The organism is Methanobrevibacter curvatus (genome assembly GCF_001639295.1).
GTDB classification, from domain to species: Archaea; Methanobacteriota; Methanobacteria; order Methanobacteriales; family Methanobacteriaceae; genus Methanoflexus; species Methanoflexus curvatus.
Window position 1 is genome coordinate 1 of record NZ_LWMV01000072.1, and the last position, 17,657, is coordinate 17,657.

19 protein-coding genes are annotated in these 17,657 nt (G+C 26.7%); 2 read left to right on the forward strand and 17 right to left on the reverse strand.

Features of this window, described 5'->3' with window-relative positions; genetic code table 11:
* Positions 1–483: 483 nt before the first annotated feature.
* Both MBCUR_RS10235 and fbp read right to left on the reverse strand, forming a co-directional pair.
* The gene (locus MBCUR_RS10235; RefSeq protein ID WP_157077549.1) at positions 484–645 is read right to left on the reverse strand and encodes a hypothetical protein; all 162 of its coding nucleotides are present in this window, start codon (positions 643–645) and stop codon (positions 484–486) included.
* Between the two features lie 202 nt (positions 646–847).
* Complete coding sequence (gene fbp, locus MBCUR_RS01855; RefSeq protein ID WP_067089510.1) at positions 848–1,945, reverse strand: fructose-1,6-bisphosphate aldolase/phosphatase; 1,098 nt, start codon at positions 1,943–1,945, stop codon at positions 848–850.
* 598 nt (positions 1,946–2,543) lie between these two features.
* On the opposite strand from fbp, the gene MBCUR_RS01860 reads away from it, so the two are divergent.
* Together MBCUR_RS01860 and MBCUR_RS01865 are read left to right on the forward strand one after the other, a co-directional pair.
* The gene (locus MBCUR_RS01860) at positions 2,544–2,822 is read left to right on the forward strand and encodes a glutaredoxin family protein (RefSeq protein WP_067089513.1); all 279 of its coding nucleotides are present in this window, start codon (positions 2,544–2,546) and stop codon (positions 2,820–2,822) included.
* Positions 2,823–2,831: 9 nt separating this feature from the next.
* Positions 2,832–3,317: a ferredoxin-thioredoxin reductase catalytic domain-containing protein gene (locus MBCUR_RS01865; RefSeq protein WP_067089516.1), complete on the forward strand. Its 486-nt coding sequence runs from the start codon at positions 2,832–2,834 to the stop codon at positions 3,315–3,317.
* Between the two features lie 316 nt (positions 3,318–3,633).
* Here the strand turns inward: MBCUR_RS01865 and MBCUR_RS01870 are convergent, their stop codons facing one another.
* The 15 genes from MBCUR_RS01870 to MBCUR_RS01940 all read right to left on the reverse strand — a co-directional run bounded on the left by MBCUR_RS01870 (position 3,634) and on the right by MBCUR_RS01940 (position 17,524).
* Positions 3,634–4,770, reverse strand: coding sequence for a tetratricopeptide repeat protein (locus MBCUR_RS01870; RefSeq protein WP_067089518.1), 1,137 nt, complete (start codon positions 4,768–4,770; stop codon positions 3,634–3,636).
* Between the two features lie 10 nt (positions 4,771–4,780).
* On the reverse strand, positions 4,781–5,479 hold the full coding sequence (locus tag MBCUR_RS01875; RefSeq protein ID WP_067089520.1) for an anaerobic ribonucleoside-triphosphate reductase activating protein: 699 nt from the start codon (positions 5,477–5,479) through the stop codon (positions 4,781–4,783).
* A 121-nt stretch (positions 5,480–5,600) separates the two neighbouring features.
* Positions 5,601–6,707, reverse strand: a complete 1,107-nt coding sequence (gene hisC, locus MBCUR_RS01880) for a histidinol-phosphate transaminase (RefSeq protein WP_067089523.1) — start codon at positions 6,705–6,707, stop codon at positions 5,601–5,603.
* A 78-nt stretch (positions 6,708–6,785) separates the two neighbouring features.
* Entirely contained in the window at positions 6,786–7,259 is a 474-nt protein-coding gene (locus MBCUR_RS01885) for a gamma carbonic anhydrase family protein (RefSeq protein ID WP_157077551.1), read from the reverse strand.
* 168 nt (positions 7,260–7,427) lie between these two features.
* On the reverse strand, positions 7,428–8,720 hold the full coding sequence (gene glmU, locus MBCUR_RS01890) for a bifunctional sugar-1-phosphate nucleotidylyltransferase/acetyltransferase (protein ID WP_067089525.1): 1,293 nt from the start codon (positions 8,718–8,720) through the stop codon (positions 7,428–7,430).
* Between the two features lie 278 nt (positions 8,721–8,998).
* Positions 8,999–10,354: a phosphoglucosamine mutase gene (gene glmM / locus MBCUR_RS01895; RefSeq protein WP_067089529.1), complete on the reverse strand. Its 1,356-nt coding sequence runs from the start codon at positions 10,352–10,354 to the stop codon at positions 8,999–9,001.
* 188 nt (positions 10,355–10,542) lie between these two features.
* Entirely contained in the window at positions 10,543–11,781 is a 1,239-nt protein-coding gene (locus MBCUR_RS01900) for a 2,3-bisphosphoglycerate-independent phosphoglycerate mutase (protein WP_067089532.1), read from the reverse strand.
* Between the two features lie 625 nt (positions 11,782–12,406).
* Positions 12,407–12,709 carry a 50S ribosomal protein P1 gene (gene rpl12p / locus MBCUR_RS01905; RefSeq protein WP_067089534.1) on the reverse strand — a complete coding sequence of 101 codons (303 nt, stop codon included), beginning with the start codon at positions 12,707–12,709 and terminating at the stop codon, positions 12,407–12,409.
* Positions 12,710–12,899: 190 nt separating this feature from the next.
* A complete protein-coding gene (locus tag MBCUR_RS01910) occupies positions 12,900–13,910 on the reverse strand; it encodes a 50S ribosomal protein L10 (RefSeq protein WP_067089537.1) in 1,011 nt (336 codons plus the stop codon).
* A gap of 1 nt (position 13,911) precedes the next feature.
* Positions 13,912–14,550, reverse strand: a complete 639-nt coding sequence (locus tag MBCUR_RS01915) for a 50S ribosomal protein L1 (RefSeq protein ID WP_067089539.1) — start codon at positions 14,548–14,550, stop codon at positions 13,912–13,914.
* Positions 14,551–14,925: 375 nt separating this feature from the next.
* On the reverse strand, positions 14,926–15,414 hold the full coding sequence (locus tag MBCUR_RS01920) for a 50S ribosomal protein L11 (RefSeq protein ID WP_067089542.1): 489 nt from the start codon (positions 15,412–15,414) through the stop codon (positions 14,926–14,928).
* On the reverse strand, positions 15,414–15,899 hold the full coding sequence (locus MBCUR_RS01925; protein ID WP_067089545.1) for a transcription elongation factor Spt5: 486 nt from the start codon (positions 15,897–15,899) through the stop codon (positions 15,414–15,416). The genes MBCUR_RS01920 and MBCUR_RS01925 overlap by 1 nt, the downstream gene beginning before the upstream one ends.
* Positions 15,900–16,285: 386 nt before the next feature.
* Positions 16,286–16,465, reverse strand: coding sequence for a protein translocase SEC61 complex subunit gamma (locus tag MBCUR_RS01930; protein WP_067089548.1), 180 nt, complete (start codon positions 16,463–16,465; stop codon positions 16,286–16,288).
* A gap of 117 nt (positions 16,466–16,582) precedes the next feature.
* Entirely contained in the window at positions 16,583–16,834 is a 252-nt protein-coding gene (locus MBCUR_RS01935) for a HypC/HybG/HupF family hydrogenase formation chaperone (protein ID WP_067089551.1), read from the reverse strand.
* Positions 16,835–17,020: 186 nt separating this feature from the next.
* Positions 17,021–17,524: an amino acid-binding protein gene (locus tag MBCUR_RS01940; RefSeq protein ID WP_067089553.1), complete on the reverse strand. Its 504-nt coding sequence runs from the start codon at positions 17,522–17,524 to the stop codon at positions 17,021–17,023.
* Positions 17,525–17,657 lie beyond the last annotated feature (133 nt).

The following is a 17,657-nucleotide window of genomic DNA, read 5'->3' on the forward strand; positions in this document are numbered from 1 at the left end:
CTTTCAGGACTGTATAATTAATAGATAACTCATATTAATTTGTTAAATTTGGATTAAAATATTTTAAAGAATAATAAAAATTAAATGTCTAAAAATAATTATTTTTAGTAAATAGATATTAATATTAATTAAAATAGAATTTTATTAAATATTATATTTATTTTTATAATAAAATCTATTATAGCTTTATAAATCTAATTTTAACTTAATTAACTAAGTTTAGAAACTTAGATTTTCGAATTGTTGCAACCCTTAATTATAAGAAAAAAAGACTTCATTAATAAGGGAACAGTAATAAATAATGAATTAACTGATCATGTACTGTTATTAAATATATTATACCACAGTAAGCCCACAGAACCATCAAATGAAGGTTTCATCATTAAAAACCATAAAATTATAGATTTAGCTCATATCATTATAATTTTTGGGCATTAAAGAAAAAATTACATAAAATTTAATAAAACATAAAATATGATAAAATTATGACATAAATTGTCTTTTCCAGAAAAATCCAAATAAAATAGCCCAAATAATTATTACTATAAATGCCAATAAATTGCCAATTCCTAAAATTACTTCAAAAAATATTATTCCAACAATAAAAACAGCTATACTCATGATTTTTTCAAGATTGAAACCCATTTTATCACCAAAAGATTAAAATAAAAAAAAAGATTAAAATAAAACAAAGCTAAATTGAATAAAAAGTATAAATAAAAATTAATTTATTAATAAATATAATTAAAAAAAGCTAAAATTAAAAAATTTAATAAAATAAAAGCTTTTATTAAATAAAATCTTTATTAAAAAACTAAAAATTAATAAATAAAAGAAAAAGTGGAAATTAATCCATTTTTTTGAATCTTTCTTCTAATTTTGTTAAAACACCTGGAAGAGAAGTATATTCCATTTCTTCACTTGGTAATCTGTGTGGTTCAAATGGACCGTGTCTTCTCATGTAAGTAGCTATATTTGCTGCTTCTTTTCTTGTAGGATCAAATGCAGGGTCATCAAATAAATCAACAGGACCAATTAATTCAGAATCAGCTACTTGGAAACCTAAACCAATAATTCTTGGTGGACCATCAAACCTAATAGGGTTTGCTTCTTCTTGGGATGTTGGCATTAAAGGGCCATTGTGTGAACCTCTCATCCACCCACTAACAAGGTGAGGGAATGCAAATGGTTCAATTACTTCTCCTGCTGCAGGAAAACCAGATTGAGCCCTTACAACAGCTACAGGATCGTCTTTACCCACATATTGACCAGCCATTAAATTTAATCTTTCTGTAGAAACAGCCGCAGCTATTTCTCCATTTTTCTTAAAGATTCTTTTAATAACATATCTACCAGTAGATCCTAAAAGAGCAAGTAAATCATATGACTCTTCAGGACATTCCATAATAACTTTTCTATGTTCCATAACATCAAAGACTTCAAATTTAAATCCATCATGTAAACTTGGATCGATTACTAAACCTGCGGTATTAAATGGGTCTGCAAATATCTTGTATAAAGGCAAATTAAATGCACCAGGTTCTGTTTTATCACAACAGTAAACTATAACAGGGTCGCTTGGTCTTTCTTTAAATTCCATTTCAGCAACACCTGGTCCCATTCCTTTAATATTACCTGAAAATGTGTCGGAAAGTAAATCTTGACCTGCACCATAAAGTTTTAATTCACGAGCTTTTTCAGTAGCTTTCATAAAAGCAGTAAAAGCAGTTTCATGGACTTCTTCATTTTCTTCCCCATTTCTATGGGTCATAATCATATCTATATCATCACCACAACGGGTTATGTAATAGTCATTTAATAAACCAGTTTCTCTAGCATTTTCCAATGTATCTTCGCATATGTCTAATAAAGCAGGATGAGCAACACCGTGTCCTGAAACACTACCTACATCCGCTTTTATAACACTTATAGTAGTTTTTGTCATAAAATTACCTCAAATTTACCTAAAATTTATCTCAAATAATATATATAAGCATGAAGAGCAACAAAATTTAAATATAAAACATTAGTCTTAAATCTTAATAAAACATTTATTTAACATTATTCAAACATTTATCTAAAAACATTGCTTATGATTTTTTCATAACTTTTATAATAAAAAAAATAAAAAAATTTCTAAATTTTTTCTTAATAATATTTTTATAAGTTACTCTAATATAATATTATATTTTAATAATATAAAAATATTGTAGTTTAAAATAAAATTTTATGACAAATTTTTAAGAAAAATTTAAAAATATACTCTAATATATTAAAAAATATTCTTAAAAATATGAATTTAAAAAAAATAAATTAAAATATTATTCAAAAAGATCGAATGAAATTACTAATTTAAATAATATAAAAACCATATTAAAAAAATAAAGTAAAAAATTTATAAGTAATTTAAATTTACAAAAATTTTTCTTATTTAAATTTTAAATGAAAAATTAAAAAAAAAAAAAAAAAAAAATAAAAAGTTTAAAAAAACACAAAAAAATGTTTCTAATAAAAACTTTTAAAAATACTATGGAGATGAAAATATGAATTTAGATCATGTAAATGGATCAGACAAAGGAAATGTAGTTTTATTTGCATTAAGTACTTGCCAATGGTGCAGAAAAACAAGAGCACTTTTAGATGAATTAGATGTTGCATATGACTTCACTTATGTTGATTTAACAAGTGGAGAAGAAAGAGATGAAGTTGTTAAAGAATTAACAAAATGGAATCCTCAGTTATCTTTCCCAACAATTGTAATTAATAATACTAAAGTAATTACTGGTTTTAAAGAAGATGAAATAAGAGAAACATTTAGTTAAGGTGTTTTTATGGGAAATTTTGATTTCTATGAGGACTTCAAAAAAGATGCTGAAAAAAATGGCTACTTCCTAAATGAAGACATTGAATTTGTAAAGGCTCTTTTAGAAAGTATTAAAGTCAACATTGATAGATATGGTTATGCCAACTGTCCATGTCGATTAGCTTCTGGAGACAAAAAAAAAGACTTAGATATGATTTGCCCATGTAATTATAGAGATATGGATTTATCAGACTATGGTGCTTGTTTTTGTGCATTGTATGTGAGTGAAGATGTATTAAATGGAAAAATTAAACTTAACTCAATTCCTGATAGGCGAATGGAAGAACTTGCAAAAAATAAAAAAGAAGTCCCAATAAATTCAAATGAATTAGGAAAATTAAAAGTCCCAATTTGGAACTGTAAAGTCTGTGGATATTTATGTGGTAAAGAAAAACCTCCATTAAAATGTCCAATCTGTAAAGCAGATTCTGATAGATTTGAGCAAATTTTATAAAAAAATCTATTTAATTTTTATTTAATTTTTATTAGTTTTTGTTAATTTTGTCTTTTTCTATTAATTCTTATTTTTTATTCTAATAAAACATTGAAATTTATACTTATTTTAAAATTGAATTTATATATCTACTTTTTTTATCTTTTAACTGTTTTTAATTCTTATCTATTTTAAAATTAATAAAAGCATTGCTTATAAAATAAAATGCTCTATTTCCAAAGCTTTTGATCAAACTTTTTCTAAAAGTTTGTTTTATAGCTTTTGATCAAACTTTTTCCAAAAGTTTGTTCTAAAGTTTGCTTCAAACATTTAAAAACTACATATTTTCTAAACATTCATCACGTAAAACTCTTGCATCATCGTTTTTAGGGTTTATAGAAAGAACTTTTGTAAAAACATCACTGGCTTGACTAAAATTATTTAATTCCAATAAAACTAAACCTTTATTTAATAAAAACCATTCATTGTTAGGCTCAATTTTAATTGCTTTATCATAAACAGATAAAGCCTCATTAAAACGACCTAAATCTAATAAAACATTGCCTTTTCTATTTAGTGCTGATGCATCAATTTCACTTTCATCAAAACAATGAGTAAAACCAATATCATATGCTTCAATAGCTTCTTCATGATGTTCCATTTCAGTAAGTAAATTTCCTCTTGCATTCCATACTTCTGGATTTTTTCCATCGATTTTAATTAGCTCATCAGAAACAGAAAGTGCATCTTCAAACCGTTGTAAAACCTGTAAGATTAATATTCTCCAGTATAAAATAGCTGAATTTTTTTTATTATATTTTAAAGCCATGTTATTTGCATTTAAAGATTCATTAGGATTTCCTGAGTTCAAAAGAGCTATTGCTTTATTGTTGTAAATATATTCATTGTTTGGTTGAATTTTTAAAGCTTTATCATAATATTTAATAGCTTCTTTAAACTGCCCTAAACGACTTAAATTATCTCCTTGTTTATTTAAAAGGTAAACATCATCTGGGTCATGTTTTAAGGCTGCAGTATAGCAGATAGTAGATTTATCATACTTACCTGTATCAAATAAAATGTCTGCTCTTTGAGTAATCATTGCTTTTTCATCAATTTTTTCTCCTTCCCATTTACTTACAGGCAATTTTTCAAAATGAATTATTTGAAACATGTCATTGTCTTTAATTTCACCAACATACATTTTTTTAAATTCTTTTAACATATCTTTGGCATCTTTAAATCCTTCTTGAATTGCTGTTTCATCGTTGTTTTTTAAGTCTTTAAATTCAATTAATTCTACCCCTACAACAACCGCTTCAAAAATTTTCTTTTTTTCTTTTGATACTAAATTCCAATAACAATGCAATCTGTTTCCTTCTTTTAATGGAGATTTCCATAATTTTCTTATTGTTGATGTTTTATTTCCAGTTATAAGTTCAATATTTTGGCTTCCAAAGGATAAAATTGGCATACTACACCTGTTAAATATTTTCTAATCCAAATTCTGATGATTTAATCCTGATATTTTTAAAGTATGATTTTAATTCTATAGCTATTTCTTTTAGTTCTAATGGATTAGGGGAAGACTGATCTTTTAATTTTTCATCTAAGACATTTTTACTTCTAAATTGTTGAATTGTGAATATGTCACATGAAATTTCTTTAGCTATTTCTTTTAAATCTTCTTTAGATAAAAAAATAGGAGAATAAGTTGTTCTACATTCTAAAAATGTATAAATATCATCATTAATTATATTCATAGATTCTTTAACCTTATTACCAATGTCTGAGCCTATTACTTTTTTATATTTATTAAATGGAGCTTTTATATCTAAAGAAATATAATCAATAAGATTTAAAATTTTTTTTAATCTTTTTGGATATATTCCACTTGTATCCAACTTAGTTTCAAGATTGTAAGCTTTTGTATATTCTAAAATAGCTTTTAAGTTGTCTATTTGAAAAAGTGGTTCTCCTCCAGATACAACTAAAGCATCGATATAATCAACATTCTCATCTATTAACTTATAGACTTTAGATAAGTCTATTTCTTCTCCACCATCAATTAATTCGTAGTTGTGGCAATATGGGCAATTTAAAGGACAACCTCCTAGAAAAATAACTAAAGATATTCTTCCAGAAAATTCAATAGATGATAATACAGATCCTCCAAATTTCATATTCTCACTTTTATATCAATTATTAAAAAAACAAACATATATTCTCATTTAAAATTTTTTTATTTTTTTTTATAAATCTTATTATTAATTAAACACTAAACTAATTAAAATACTAAGTAAATCATGAAATATTATCTAAAAAATCATGTAATATACCAATAAATTTTTCATTTTCTTCCATTGTTCCAATACTTATCCTAATCCAATACTCATCTAATCCTTTAAAACTTGTACAGTCTCTTACTATAACTCCTCGTTTTAAAAGTTCTTTAGAAAATTTAGCTGCATTCATTCCAGTATCTCTTATTCCAATTAAAATGTAATTTGCTTTTGAATCTAAGACATTTAGATCACTAAACTTAGAAAGTTCAAAATATAAGAAATTTCTACTTGTAATTCCATTAGAAATTGATTCATTAATATATAACTTATCTCTAAATGTTTCTAATGCTGCAATATATGAAAGTCTAGTTAAACTAAAAGCAGGCTTTACTCTATGAATATACTCAATTAATTTTTTGTTAGATAAAGCATAACCTATTCTTAATCCTGCAAGCCCCATAACTTTAGACATGGTTCTCATAATCAAGACATTATCATATTTAATAATTAAATCCACATTATTTTCAACTGAAAATTCGACATATGCTTCATCAATAACAACTAATGCATCAGTGGCATTTACAATAGTTTCTATGTCTTTTTTGTTTATTATTCCTCCAGTAGGATTGTTAGGAGAGCATAAAAATATTACTTTAGTTTTATTAGAAATAGCTTCTAAAACAGAATCAACATCAACAGTATTCTTTTCTAAATCCCATTTTCCGTAAACTGGAACAGCCCCATAGGGTTTAAATGTATATTCATAATAAGTGTAGGAAGGTAAAGGAACTATAAACTCATCTCCTTCTTCAATAAATGTTTTAGCCAAAGAATCTATTATTTCATCAGCTCCATCTCCACCAATTATAACATTTTCTACTTTAAGGTTAGTATATCTAGCTATTTCTTCTTTTAAATCATTTAAATTCGTTTCAGGATAACGATTAATATATTGAAGTTCATTAGAAATTGCTTCAATAGATTTTTTAGAAGATCCCCACGGATTTTCATTGGAACCTAATTTAATTATCTCTTCTTTTTTAAGTCCAAATTCATTAGCTATTTCATCTTGAGATCTTCCAGGGACATAAGGGTCTAATTCACCAATAACTTTTTTCAATTTCATATTTCACCAAATAAGTAGTTAAACAAAAATAAAAAAATAAAAATAAAAATAAAAATTTATAAGAAATTAAATAAATAGTTAAATATAGTACTCTTTAGCTAAATTAACATATTCTTTAGCATTTAATCCAACACCTTTAATTTCTTCAGGAGTTAATTTCCTAATAAATTTTCCTGGCACCCCTAAAATTAAACTGCCTTCAGGAAATTCTTTATTTTCAGAAACAAGAGCACCTGCACCAACAATTGAATTTTTAGAAATTTTTGCATTATTTAGAACAGTTGCATTCATCCCAACTAAAACATTATCTTCAATCAAACATCCATGAATAATAGCTCCGTGACCAATAGAAACATTATCATTAATTACAGTATCCATATCTAAAGATCCATGTAAAACACAATTATCTTGAACATTAGAGTTTTTTCCAATAATAATTTTTCCTCTATCTCCTCTTACAACTGCGTTGTACCATACAGACGAATTTTCACCAATATCAACATCACCAATTATATGAGCACCTGGAAATATTTTTGCAGAGTTATCTATCATAATATCACATAATTAAAATAAAATAAAAAATTAAAAGAATAATAAAATAAAAAAGCTTAAAAATTAAAGAATAAAAAAATAAAAAAGCTTAAAAATTAAAGAATAAAAAAATAAAAAAAAATAAAACGCTTAAAAGTTAAAGAATTATAAAATTAAAAAATAAAAAAATCAATCTTCTTTGTCTGTTTTATCTTTATTATTTATTACAATTTTTGGTTGGTTTAATAAAACTATTTTATTTGATTCTACATCCTCATCTAAGAGAACATGGGGACCAATAAAGGTATTAAAACCTACGGTTACACCTGGAGTGAAACTTGAATTTATTCCAGTTTTTACATTGTCACCAATAATAGAACCCATTTTTCTTCTTCCACTATTAATCTTTTCGCCTTTAATCATTATTTTAACAGGTTTATCATCAAATCTCAAGTTAGCAATATTAGTTCCAGCTCCAAGATTACAGTTAGAACCTATTACAGAATCACCAACATAACTTAAATGATTAACATTAGTATTTTCCATAATAATAGAATTTTTAATTTCTACAGCATTTCCAACTTTTACATTATCACCAACATATGTATTTCCCCTAATATAACAATTAGGACCTATATCACAGTTTTTACCAATATAAACAGACCCTTGAATATAAACTCCAGATCGGATTATACTCCCTTCATCGAGAAATATATTACCATGGATAGTTGCTCCTCTCTCAATTTCACCTTTAATCTCTCTTTGAATATCTTTAAGCATGATTTCATTAATTTCAATTAATTCCCAAGGTCGTCCAACATCGATCCACTCTTTGTTAGTTAAAAATCCACGAACAATTTTTTTATCTATAATTTGAAGAGATAAAGAATCTGTAATTTCATACTCTCCCCTTGGAGACTTTTTAGTTTTATCTATTTTTTCAAAAATATCCTTGCTAAAAATGTATATTCCTGTGTTAATTAAATTACTTGGTGCTTTATCTTTTTCTGGCTTTTCAACAACATTTTTAATTAAATTATCCTCTATTTCAACTACTCCAAAGTCACTTGGATCATCTACTTCTTTTAAAACCATTAAAGTATCTGGAGAATTTTGATTGTAATCTTCAGTAATATCTTTGATCAATTCTTTATCTAGAATAATATCTCCATTTAAAACAATGAAATCTTCTTCCACAAAACCCTTAGAGTAAGATATTGCATCAGCTGTTCCAGCATATTCTTTTTGAGTTTTATATGAAATATTTACTCCAAATTTTTTTCCATCACCAAAATAATCTTTTACAATCTCTTCTTTATAGCTAACAATCAAAAGAATATCAAATATCCCACATTCTTTTAAAGCTTCAATATTATGTTGTATAATAGGTTTTCCTATAACAGGAAGCATTGTTTTTGGCTTTGTTAAAGTCAAAGGTCTCATTCGTGACCCTTCACCAGCACTTAAAATTACTGCTTTCATTGTATCACTCCAAAATAAATTCTTATTTTAAATTAATATTAAATAGCATGATGATTAATGCATAAATGATGATTAATGCATAATAAATAAATAAATAATTAAATAGTTAATCAATATTAGATTAATCAATATTAATATAGCTGAAAATGATTTTTATTGATTAAAAAGTAATAAAAAAAATTATAAATCAAAAAACTATAATTATTACTCTAATATTATTCTAATTATTATTCCAATTTCTAATTATTATTCTAATTTATTAATTATTAATGTAAATATTAATGAATCAAATTATTTATGAAATTCTCTGAAGTTTTTTGTATAAAATCTGCTCTTTCTTGAGTTTTTCCTTCTAAAGTTATTCTAAAGTAATCTTCAGTTCCAGATGGGCGAATCAATACCCAACTTCCATCTTTAAATGTTAAACGAAGTCCATCGATTGTACTGACTTCAATAATATCGTTAAATTCATTTTTAATTGATTTTTTAACTTCATCCATTATTAATACTTTTTCTTCTTTAGAACATGGGAGTTTAACTCTTTCATTTGGATAACTAGGTATTTCATTTAGAAGTTGTGATAATTTTCCTTTTTTAGAAACAATTTCAGCTATTTTTAATCCTGAGAGAATGCCATCAGGACACATTGAAAATTCTGGATGTATCCATGTTCCAGACGGTTCTCCACCAAATGAAGCATTTTCTTTCTCCATTAACTCTGCGACATGAACATCTCCTACTTCAGAGCGAAAAATTTTTCCCCTACTACCAACAGCTTCATCAATGGCTAGTCCTGCATCTACAGTAGTAACAATTGTATCTCCAGTTTTAATAACCATTTCTTTTGAAATAAGGCCTAATAATTTATCAAAATCACTGATTTCTCCATTTTCATCAACAGTAATCATTCGATCAGCATCTCCATCATGAGCTATTCCTAAATCAGCATTTAAAATAGGAACTAACTGCATTAAATCTCCTAAATTATTTTTATTTGGTTCTGCTTTTCTACCTGGAAAAAACCCATCTACTTGGCTGTTTAAAGTGATTACTTCACAACCAGCCATTCTAAAAATAATTGGTGAAAGTTCTGAACCTGCACCAGAAGCCGAATCAATTAAAACCTTTAATCCTTTCTTAATTTTAACAAGTGAAAGTAATTTATCAATGTAGTCTTTAATAATTTCATTGTTGTGGTAAATTTTACCAACATTATTCCATGAAGGAGTTATAAATGAATTAGAATTGTATATTTCTTCAATTTCATCTTCTTGGCTACTTGTAAAAGCCATTCCATTTTTATTCCAAATTTTAACGCCATTGTCTGTAGATGGATTATGTGATGCCGTTATCATTATTCCACAAGAACAATTAAGCATTTCTGTAGCAAAACCAGTTAAACCTGTTGGAACCATTCCTAGTTTTATAACATTGCACCCAGTTTCAATTAAACCAGAAGAAATTCCATTATCTAAAACTTTATTAGATGTTCTAGGATCATATCCAACAACAACATCACCTTTGCCACCCAAATAAGTTCCAATAGCTTTTCCAATGTTAATTGCTAAAATCCCATTAACATCTTCTGGAAAATGACCTCTTATCCCTGAGGTTCCAAATAGTTTTTTTTTCATAGTATCATCCAAATATGGCTATAATCATATAGAACATGTAAATAATATAAATATATAAAGAGTTAAAAAAATAATAAATGAATTAAAGTAAAATATAAGTGAATTAAATAAAATAAAAATAAATTAGAGAAATAAATGAATAAATTAAATTAATTAAAATAAATAAAAAATTCATTATATTTAAATAACTAAGCTCCAAATTTAGGTGATTTACCCATTAAATCTAAAATAATGTCCATTACATCAGAGCCTCTTATTCTTAAGAGTCCTCCTTTTGTGGCATCTATTTCATTAAATTTATTAACACCATCTACTCTAATATCAGAGCCATTAATCATTATTGGTACTGGATCAGCACTATGATCCATTACAGAAATAGGAGTAGAATGATCAGCAGTTAAAATAATAATCGTGTCTTTTAATTCTAATAATTTAGAAACAACTATATCATCTACTTTTTCTATAAATTCTAATTTTTCCTTGTAGTTACCATCATGCCCTGCCTCATCAGCTCCATCAATATTAACTAAAAAGAAGTCATAATCACTGTTTTTAACATTATCCATGATTGTATCAACTATATTATCTAAATTAGTGTCTACTCCTCCAGTTGCCCCATCAACTTCTATAATTTCCATTCCAGCAAATCTAGCAATTCCCATAATAAGACCAGTTTCAGCAATACATGCAGAGTTCAAAGAATATTTACTATTTAGCGGTTCAACATCAGGAACTGCACCTGCTCCACGAGGAATAATAATATTTGCAGGAGGTTCATTTTTTTCTACACGGTTTAAATTAATTGGATGATTTTTAATTAATTCATATGATTTTTTAACAATTTTATTTAACAAATCAGCTGTTTTTTTTGCCTCAGCTGAATCGTCTTTAGCTACAACAATTTTAGGTGGTTTTCCTTCAATTTTAGGGTCTGCATCAGAAACCTTATCTGATAAACCTTCCCCCCTTAAAACTAAAACTGCCCTATGGCCAGTAGACTCTTTAAAAACTATTTCAATATCTTCATATTCTTCAATTTTCATTTCATTAAGTTTTGAAATGATGGAAGATGTATTATCCCTTATTCTTCCTGCTCTTCTATCAGTCACTATAAACTCATCATTAACAGTTGAAAAATTACATCTAAATGCTATATCTCCAGGAAAAATATCAATTCCAACTCCACAAGCTTCAAAAGGACCTCTTCCAGTGTAAACAATATTTGGATCATATCCTAAAATAGAAATATGAGCAGTATCACTTCCTGGGCGAATACCTGGTTTAATAGAATCCATAATACCATTTATACCTTTTTTAGCCATTTTGTCCAAATTAGGAGTATTAGCTGCTTGTAATGGAGTTTGATTATTTAGTTCTTTTAAAGGACGATCACCTAATCCGTCCATGATAAATACTATTCCTTTCATTTATCCCATCCCAATATATTTAAAAATTGAAATTGATTAATTTAATGATTGATATTTATTAAAACAATTCCTAGACTAAATTTATTTAGTGCCTTATTATTAAATTAGGCTATTGATTAATATCAATTTTTTGATTAATAATTATTAACTAAATTATTATTGAATTAATATTGAATTATTATTGAATTATTGTTTTACATAGTAATTTTAAGTATATCTAAAATTATATGAATGTAATATACTTAACTTACAATAAAATTATTAAGAAATAACTTAAACAAAATTAAAAAAATAATTCAATTTTATCAAATAATATATTGGACTTTAAAACATATATATTTTAAAAAATTATTTTATAATTATTTTATAATTATTTTTCAATAATTTAGAAAAAGCAAATAATAAAAAAATTTCTTTAAACAAAAGCAAAAAAAATATAAAAAAAATGTGAAAAATAAATTAAAAAAACAGAAAAAATACAGAAAAAGCTAATAAATATATAAAATTTTAATAATAAAAAAAGACAAGCTATTTAAAAGACAAGCTATTTAATAATTAAAAAAAAGCAAAAATATAAAAAAAAGAAAATAAGGGGAAAATCCCCCAATAAAGAAAACTATAAAATTTATCCGAAGAGTGCACCTAAGCCCGCAGCAGCTTCTTCTTCAGAAGCTTCTTCTTCTTCCTCTTCTTCCTCTTCAACAGGAGCAGCAACTTCAACAGCAGCAACAGGAGCAGCAGGAGCAGTAGCAACAGCTGCAGTTTCAATAGCTTCGCTAATATCTACATCATCTAAAGCAGCAATTAAAGCTTTGATTCTTGCTTCATCAGCATCAATGCCAGCGGCTTCGACTATTTTCTTTACATTATTTTCGTTAATATCTTTATCTACACTATGCAAAATCATTGCGGCATATACATATTCCATGTTTTCACCTATAAACTTTTAATTATTTAATTAGCCTAAGACTATTTATTCATCTTAAGACCATTTAATTATTTTTAGCCATTAAGACTTAAACCATGCCATTAGACATTTATTTAATTTTTAATTGAAATTTTAATAAAAAAATTGTAAGTTAATAATTTTAAAAGATTAATCAAGTATCAAGACAAAACTAACCAAAGAGAGCACCTAAACCAACAGCTGCATCTTCTTCAGAAGCTTCTTCCTCTTCTTCTTCCTCTTCTTCTTCAGCATTATCTTCTTCTACTACAACAGGAGCAGCAGATGCAACATTAGATAATAAATCTAATAACTCATCATCTAAAGCACCTTCAACACCACTAATAGCTGAAGCAATGGCTAACAATTCAGTACGTGCTTTTCCAATTAAAAGACCTATTGTATCATCATTAACAATTGCAGCATTAACAGCTAAGTTACGTGCTTTAATAAATGCATTGGACAATATTGCAGAAACAGTAGCATTTGTAGGTATTGCAGCATTAACAGATAAGTTGAATGCACCATTAAATGCAGCTTGAATGTTTTGAAGAGTTTTTTCTTCATCGATAAACAATATATCAGAAGTGTATATAGTTTCTTCCTCATAAGCAGCTCTTAAATTAATACCTACTTCCATAGGATTAATATCTAAACGAGTTAAAGTAGTAGCTACTTGTTTAGAAACTTCTTCTCCTTCTTTTACTATAACATGATCTTTTTGTACAGTAATTTTACCTTTATCGATTTTTGCAGGAATTCCAACTTGTTGTAATTCACCAAGGAATGGACCTGGCTCAAAACCAGTATCTCCTGCTGGGACAACAATATCTGCAGTAGCAATACTACCAGCTTTAGCTGGAGCAGGAGTTTTACTGTCTTCTAAAATTTTGTATAATTTAAAAGAGTTTAAATCAGTAAACACGATTGCAGGTTGCCCTATCATAAAAGGAGAAAGACCTGTGATATTCTCTTTATTTTGAGCAATATCATTAAGTGCTAAATCAATGAGATTCTTTTTAGCCATTCTTATTATGGCTTTACCTTGAAGAGATTTTCTCATTAGTTGCATTTGTCTTGCAGGAATATTTAACAAATCAACAACACCTATAACAGAGTGTGAATTGAGTAATTCCTTGAGTTCTTTAACCTCTTCTTTTTTCCAATTAGCAACGTGAGCCATTTTAAATCACCCTCGCTATTGGACCCATGGTTGTCTTAATAAACATGGATTTAATTTGATTTCTTCCTTTCTCTAAGTTGCGATCTAAGACAGCAAGAACGGCTTCAATATTTTCAGCTATTTCTTCATCTGACATATCTTGAGTACCAACTAAGGCCTGGATAGAAGCTTGAGTTTTAACAGACACTTTAACTGTAGATTTTAATCTATCAATTATAGGGTCAACTTTAATTGCGGCAGGAACAGGTTTAGGCATTTTCTTCCTTGGTCCAAGAACAGGTCCTAAATATCTACCTACAAGAGGCATTAAATCGGCCTGTGCTACAAAGAAGTCATATTGATTAGCTATTTTTTTAGCTTCCTTCCTTTTCTTACCGAATTCTTCTAACTGCTCTTTAGTTATAACAAGATCTACACCAGCTTTTTTAGCTTGAAGCGCCAATTCCCCATCAGCGACAAAACCAATTTTAATGCCTTTGCCTCTTCCATTAGGGAGAGAAACTTCCTCATCGAACCGATTTTCAGGTTTTTTGACATCTAAATCTCTGATGTTAACAATAACATCAACAGATTGTGTGAAGTTTCTCGGCTTTGAAAGTTCTTTAGCCTTCTTCACTGCTTCTAATATATCTTGTGTCATACAAATCCTCCAGGAACTTTTTAAAAAGTTCTCTAATGGATATTTATCAGTTTCGATTAATTGAACATTCTACTTTCATTCATAGTATACTATAAATGAATAAATTATGTCTATTAATCCTTAGTAAACAATATATCCGCCACAGAAAAAAATCATTTCAATTCTGTAACATCATTTACATTGAATAAAATTGAGTAATAAGTTAAATAAAAAACTTATTAATAAAATTATATTAGTAAAATTATATTATGATAAAAATAAATTATAAAATATAAATTATAAAATATAAATTATAAAATTAAATTATAAACCAGATTACGATTAAAGTAAATTATAATTTATAAAAATATGAGAAATACTTGAAACTACAGAATATTATTCTGTTTCAACAAGTATATCATCATATTCTCCAGCATCAACTATTTTTTGTGCTTCACGTGGGTCTTTACCATCAACAGTAATTCCCATACTAACACAAGTCCCCATAATCTCTTTAACAGCATGCTTGTAATCATTGGCAAGTAAAGAATCAAACTTCATTCTTGCAACTTTTAAAGATTGGTCTATGGATAAATCAGCGATTTTTTCTAAGCCAGGATCTTGAGAAGCCTTCTCAATTCCAAGTTCATCCATAATAAGGGCAGTTGTTGGAGGAGTACCTATTTCTATTTCGAATTCCTTAGTAGCAGCATCAATAGTGACCTTTACAGGAACTTTCATTCCAGAAAAATCTGCAGTTTTTTTGTTGATTTCTTCAACAACTTGCATCATATTAATACCAAATGGACCTAAAGCAGGACCTAAAGGTGGTCCAGGGGTGGCAGTTCCACCTTCAATAAGGACTTCAACAGTACTTTTAGCCATTAGTCAGCCTCCTTTTGTATAATTCTAATTTGATCAGCTTTAACAGTAACAGGTATAGGAACAGCAGCTTCAATTAATTCCAAGACAACTTCTTCACGAGATTCATCAATACGAATCACTTTAGCTCTTTCACTTTTAAATGGTCCTGAAATAAGCTCCACAATGCTTCCTTTATTAATGCTAGATATAATAGGCTCAGGTTTTAGGAATTTTTTTAATTCTTCAAAAGAAACAATGTTAGAACCCTCTTTTTTATCTTTACTTTCAACAACCCCTCTTAAATGAGGAATTCTCATGTGAGGATTACGCATATCAATTTTAGTTGAAGATTCTACCAAAACATAACCTTTTAAAGATTCTGGAACGATAACGGCTCTTAAGCCTAACCCACTTTCTTTTGCTTTCTTAGCTAACATTCTTGCCACATTTCTCTCTTGACCTGCAGAGGTTTTAAGAGCATATATGGAATTTTGAGTATCTTCCATTTATAATTCACACCTTAATAAATTAAAATCTGATCGATTTAATAAAAATGAATATCTAAATAATTAACATTTAAAATATGTTTTTAGGTCTAAAAAAAATACAAAAAATAATTTTAAAACAGTTAATACTAAAAATAAAGATTTTTAAATATAATTATATAGAAAAAAGAAATAATTAAAATAAAAATAAATTATTTAAAATTAGATATGTAAAATATATCTTTATTTTCCAATATATAAACTTAATTAAATTTTTATATTAAACAAATAATATATTAAAAATAAATATTAAAAAATAAAATTAAACAAATTACATTATTAATTATTATAAATAAAATTAAATTTAATATTTGAATAACATCAATAATTATAAATGATTAAGCAAATTACATTCCTATTAATTCACCAAATAAAATAATTACAAACCCTATAACTCCAATAATAGCTATTCCAATAGCTGTTACTTTTGAAAAATTTAAAAATTCTTCTTTATCTGGTTTCTTTGCTACTTTGAAAACTCTTTTTGACTGTCTAATAAATTGAGAAATTGATTCATTTAAATTCATAATATCACTTAATTAAATAAAATAATAAAAAATAATTGAAAAATAAAAATTTTAAAAATAATGAAAGTAATATAAAATTATAAAAATAACTAGTGTTGTAAATTAAAAGTAAAATACTTAAGTAGCATTCAATTTGTCTTCTTCATCCAAAATAGCTAAAAACTCATCCCAAGCTTCTAATTTCTCTTTAGCTGCTTGATCAGACAAAACTTCAATAGCATAACCTGCATGCACAAGAACATATTTACCAACTTCGATTTCATCTACTAAATCTAACTTAACAGATTGCTTGACTCCACCAAAGTCAACATAACCTACATTATTATCTTTATCAATTTCTACTATTTGAGCAGGTGCTGCAATGCACATAAACATTCTCCTTAAAACAATGAAATATAACTAAAGAAATTATTAAATATTTTGATTTATTAAATATTTTTATTATAAATAAACTATATTTTTTGAAATATTTAAAATTTACTAAAAAAATTTTTAAAAAAAAAAATAAAGTAATTAAATAATATAGTGAATTAAAATAAAATTAATTTGTTGAAATTAATAAATTGAAACCTTGGTTATGCCTTTAATTGATAATAATTCATTAAAGATATCTCCAGGAACTGGAACCTCTGTTATAATAGTTAAAATTGGAAAACCATCCATATCTTTGTCATTGGCATAAGCTTGACGTATATTTATCTTTCTTAAAAATAATATTCTACTGGCTTCAGCTAAAATACCATAGTTATCTCGATCAGTCTCAATTTCAACTACACCAAGGGATAAATTTTTAGCAATATTTTTTAAAAGAGTTCCTGCAGGAACTATGTTCTTAAAAATCCCAGATAAGTATTCACTATTTAAAATAGTTTCAATTGTAAATTTAACAATTCTTCTGTCTACATCTACAGTTTTTGCAAGATAAACATCTGTAATTTTTAAATCTCCACAGTAAACAGACTTGTCATCATCAACACGAAGACCTAACTCTATCATTTTTCTTGCTATTTTCATCTGTGAAGGACGATTTTGAAAATTTACCTTTATTTTTTCCCACATGATATCAGAACTTAAACTTAGTATGAATAAAAGTTGAATTAATTTAATAGAAATTTAATAGAGCATAAAATTATAAAAAATGATTTAATATTACTATTAATATAAAAACTAGGCTCTTAATATAAAAATTAAA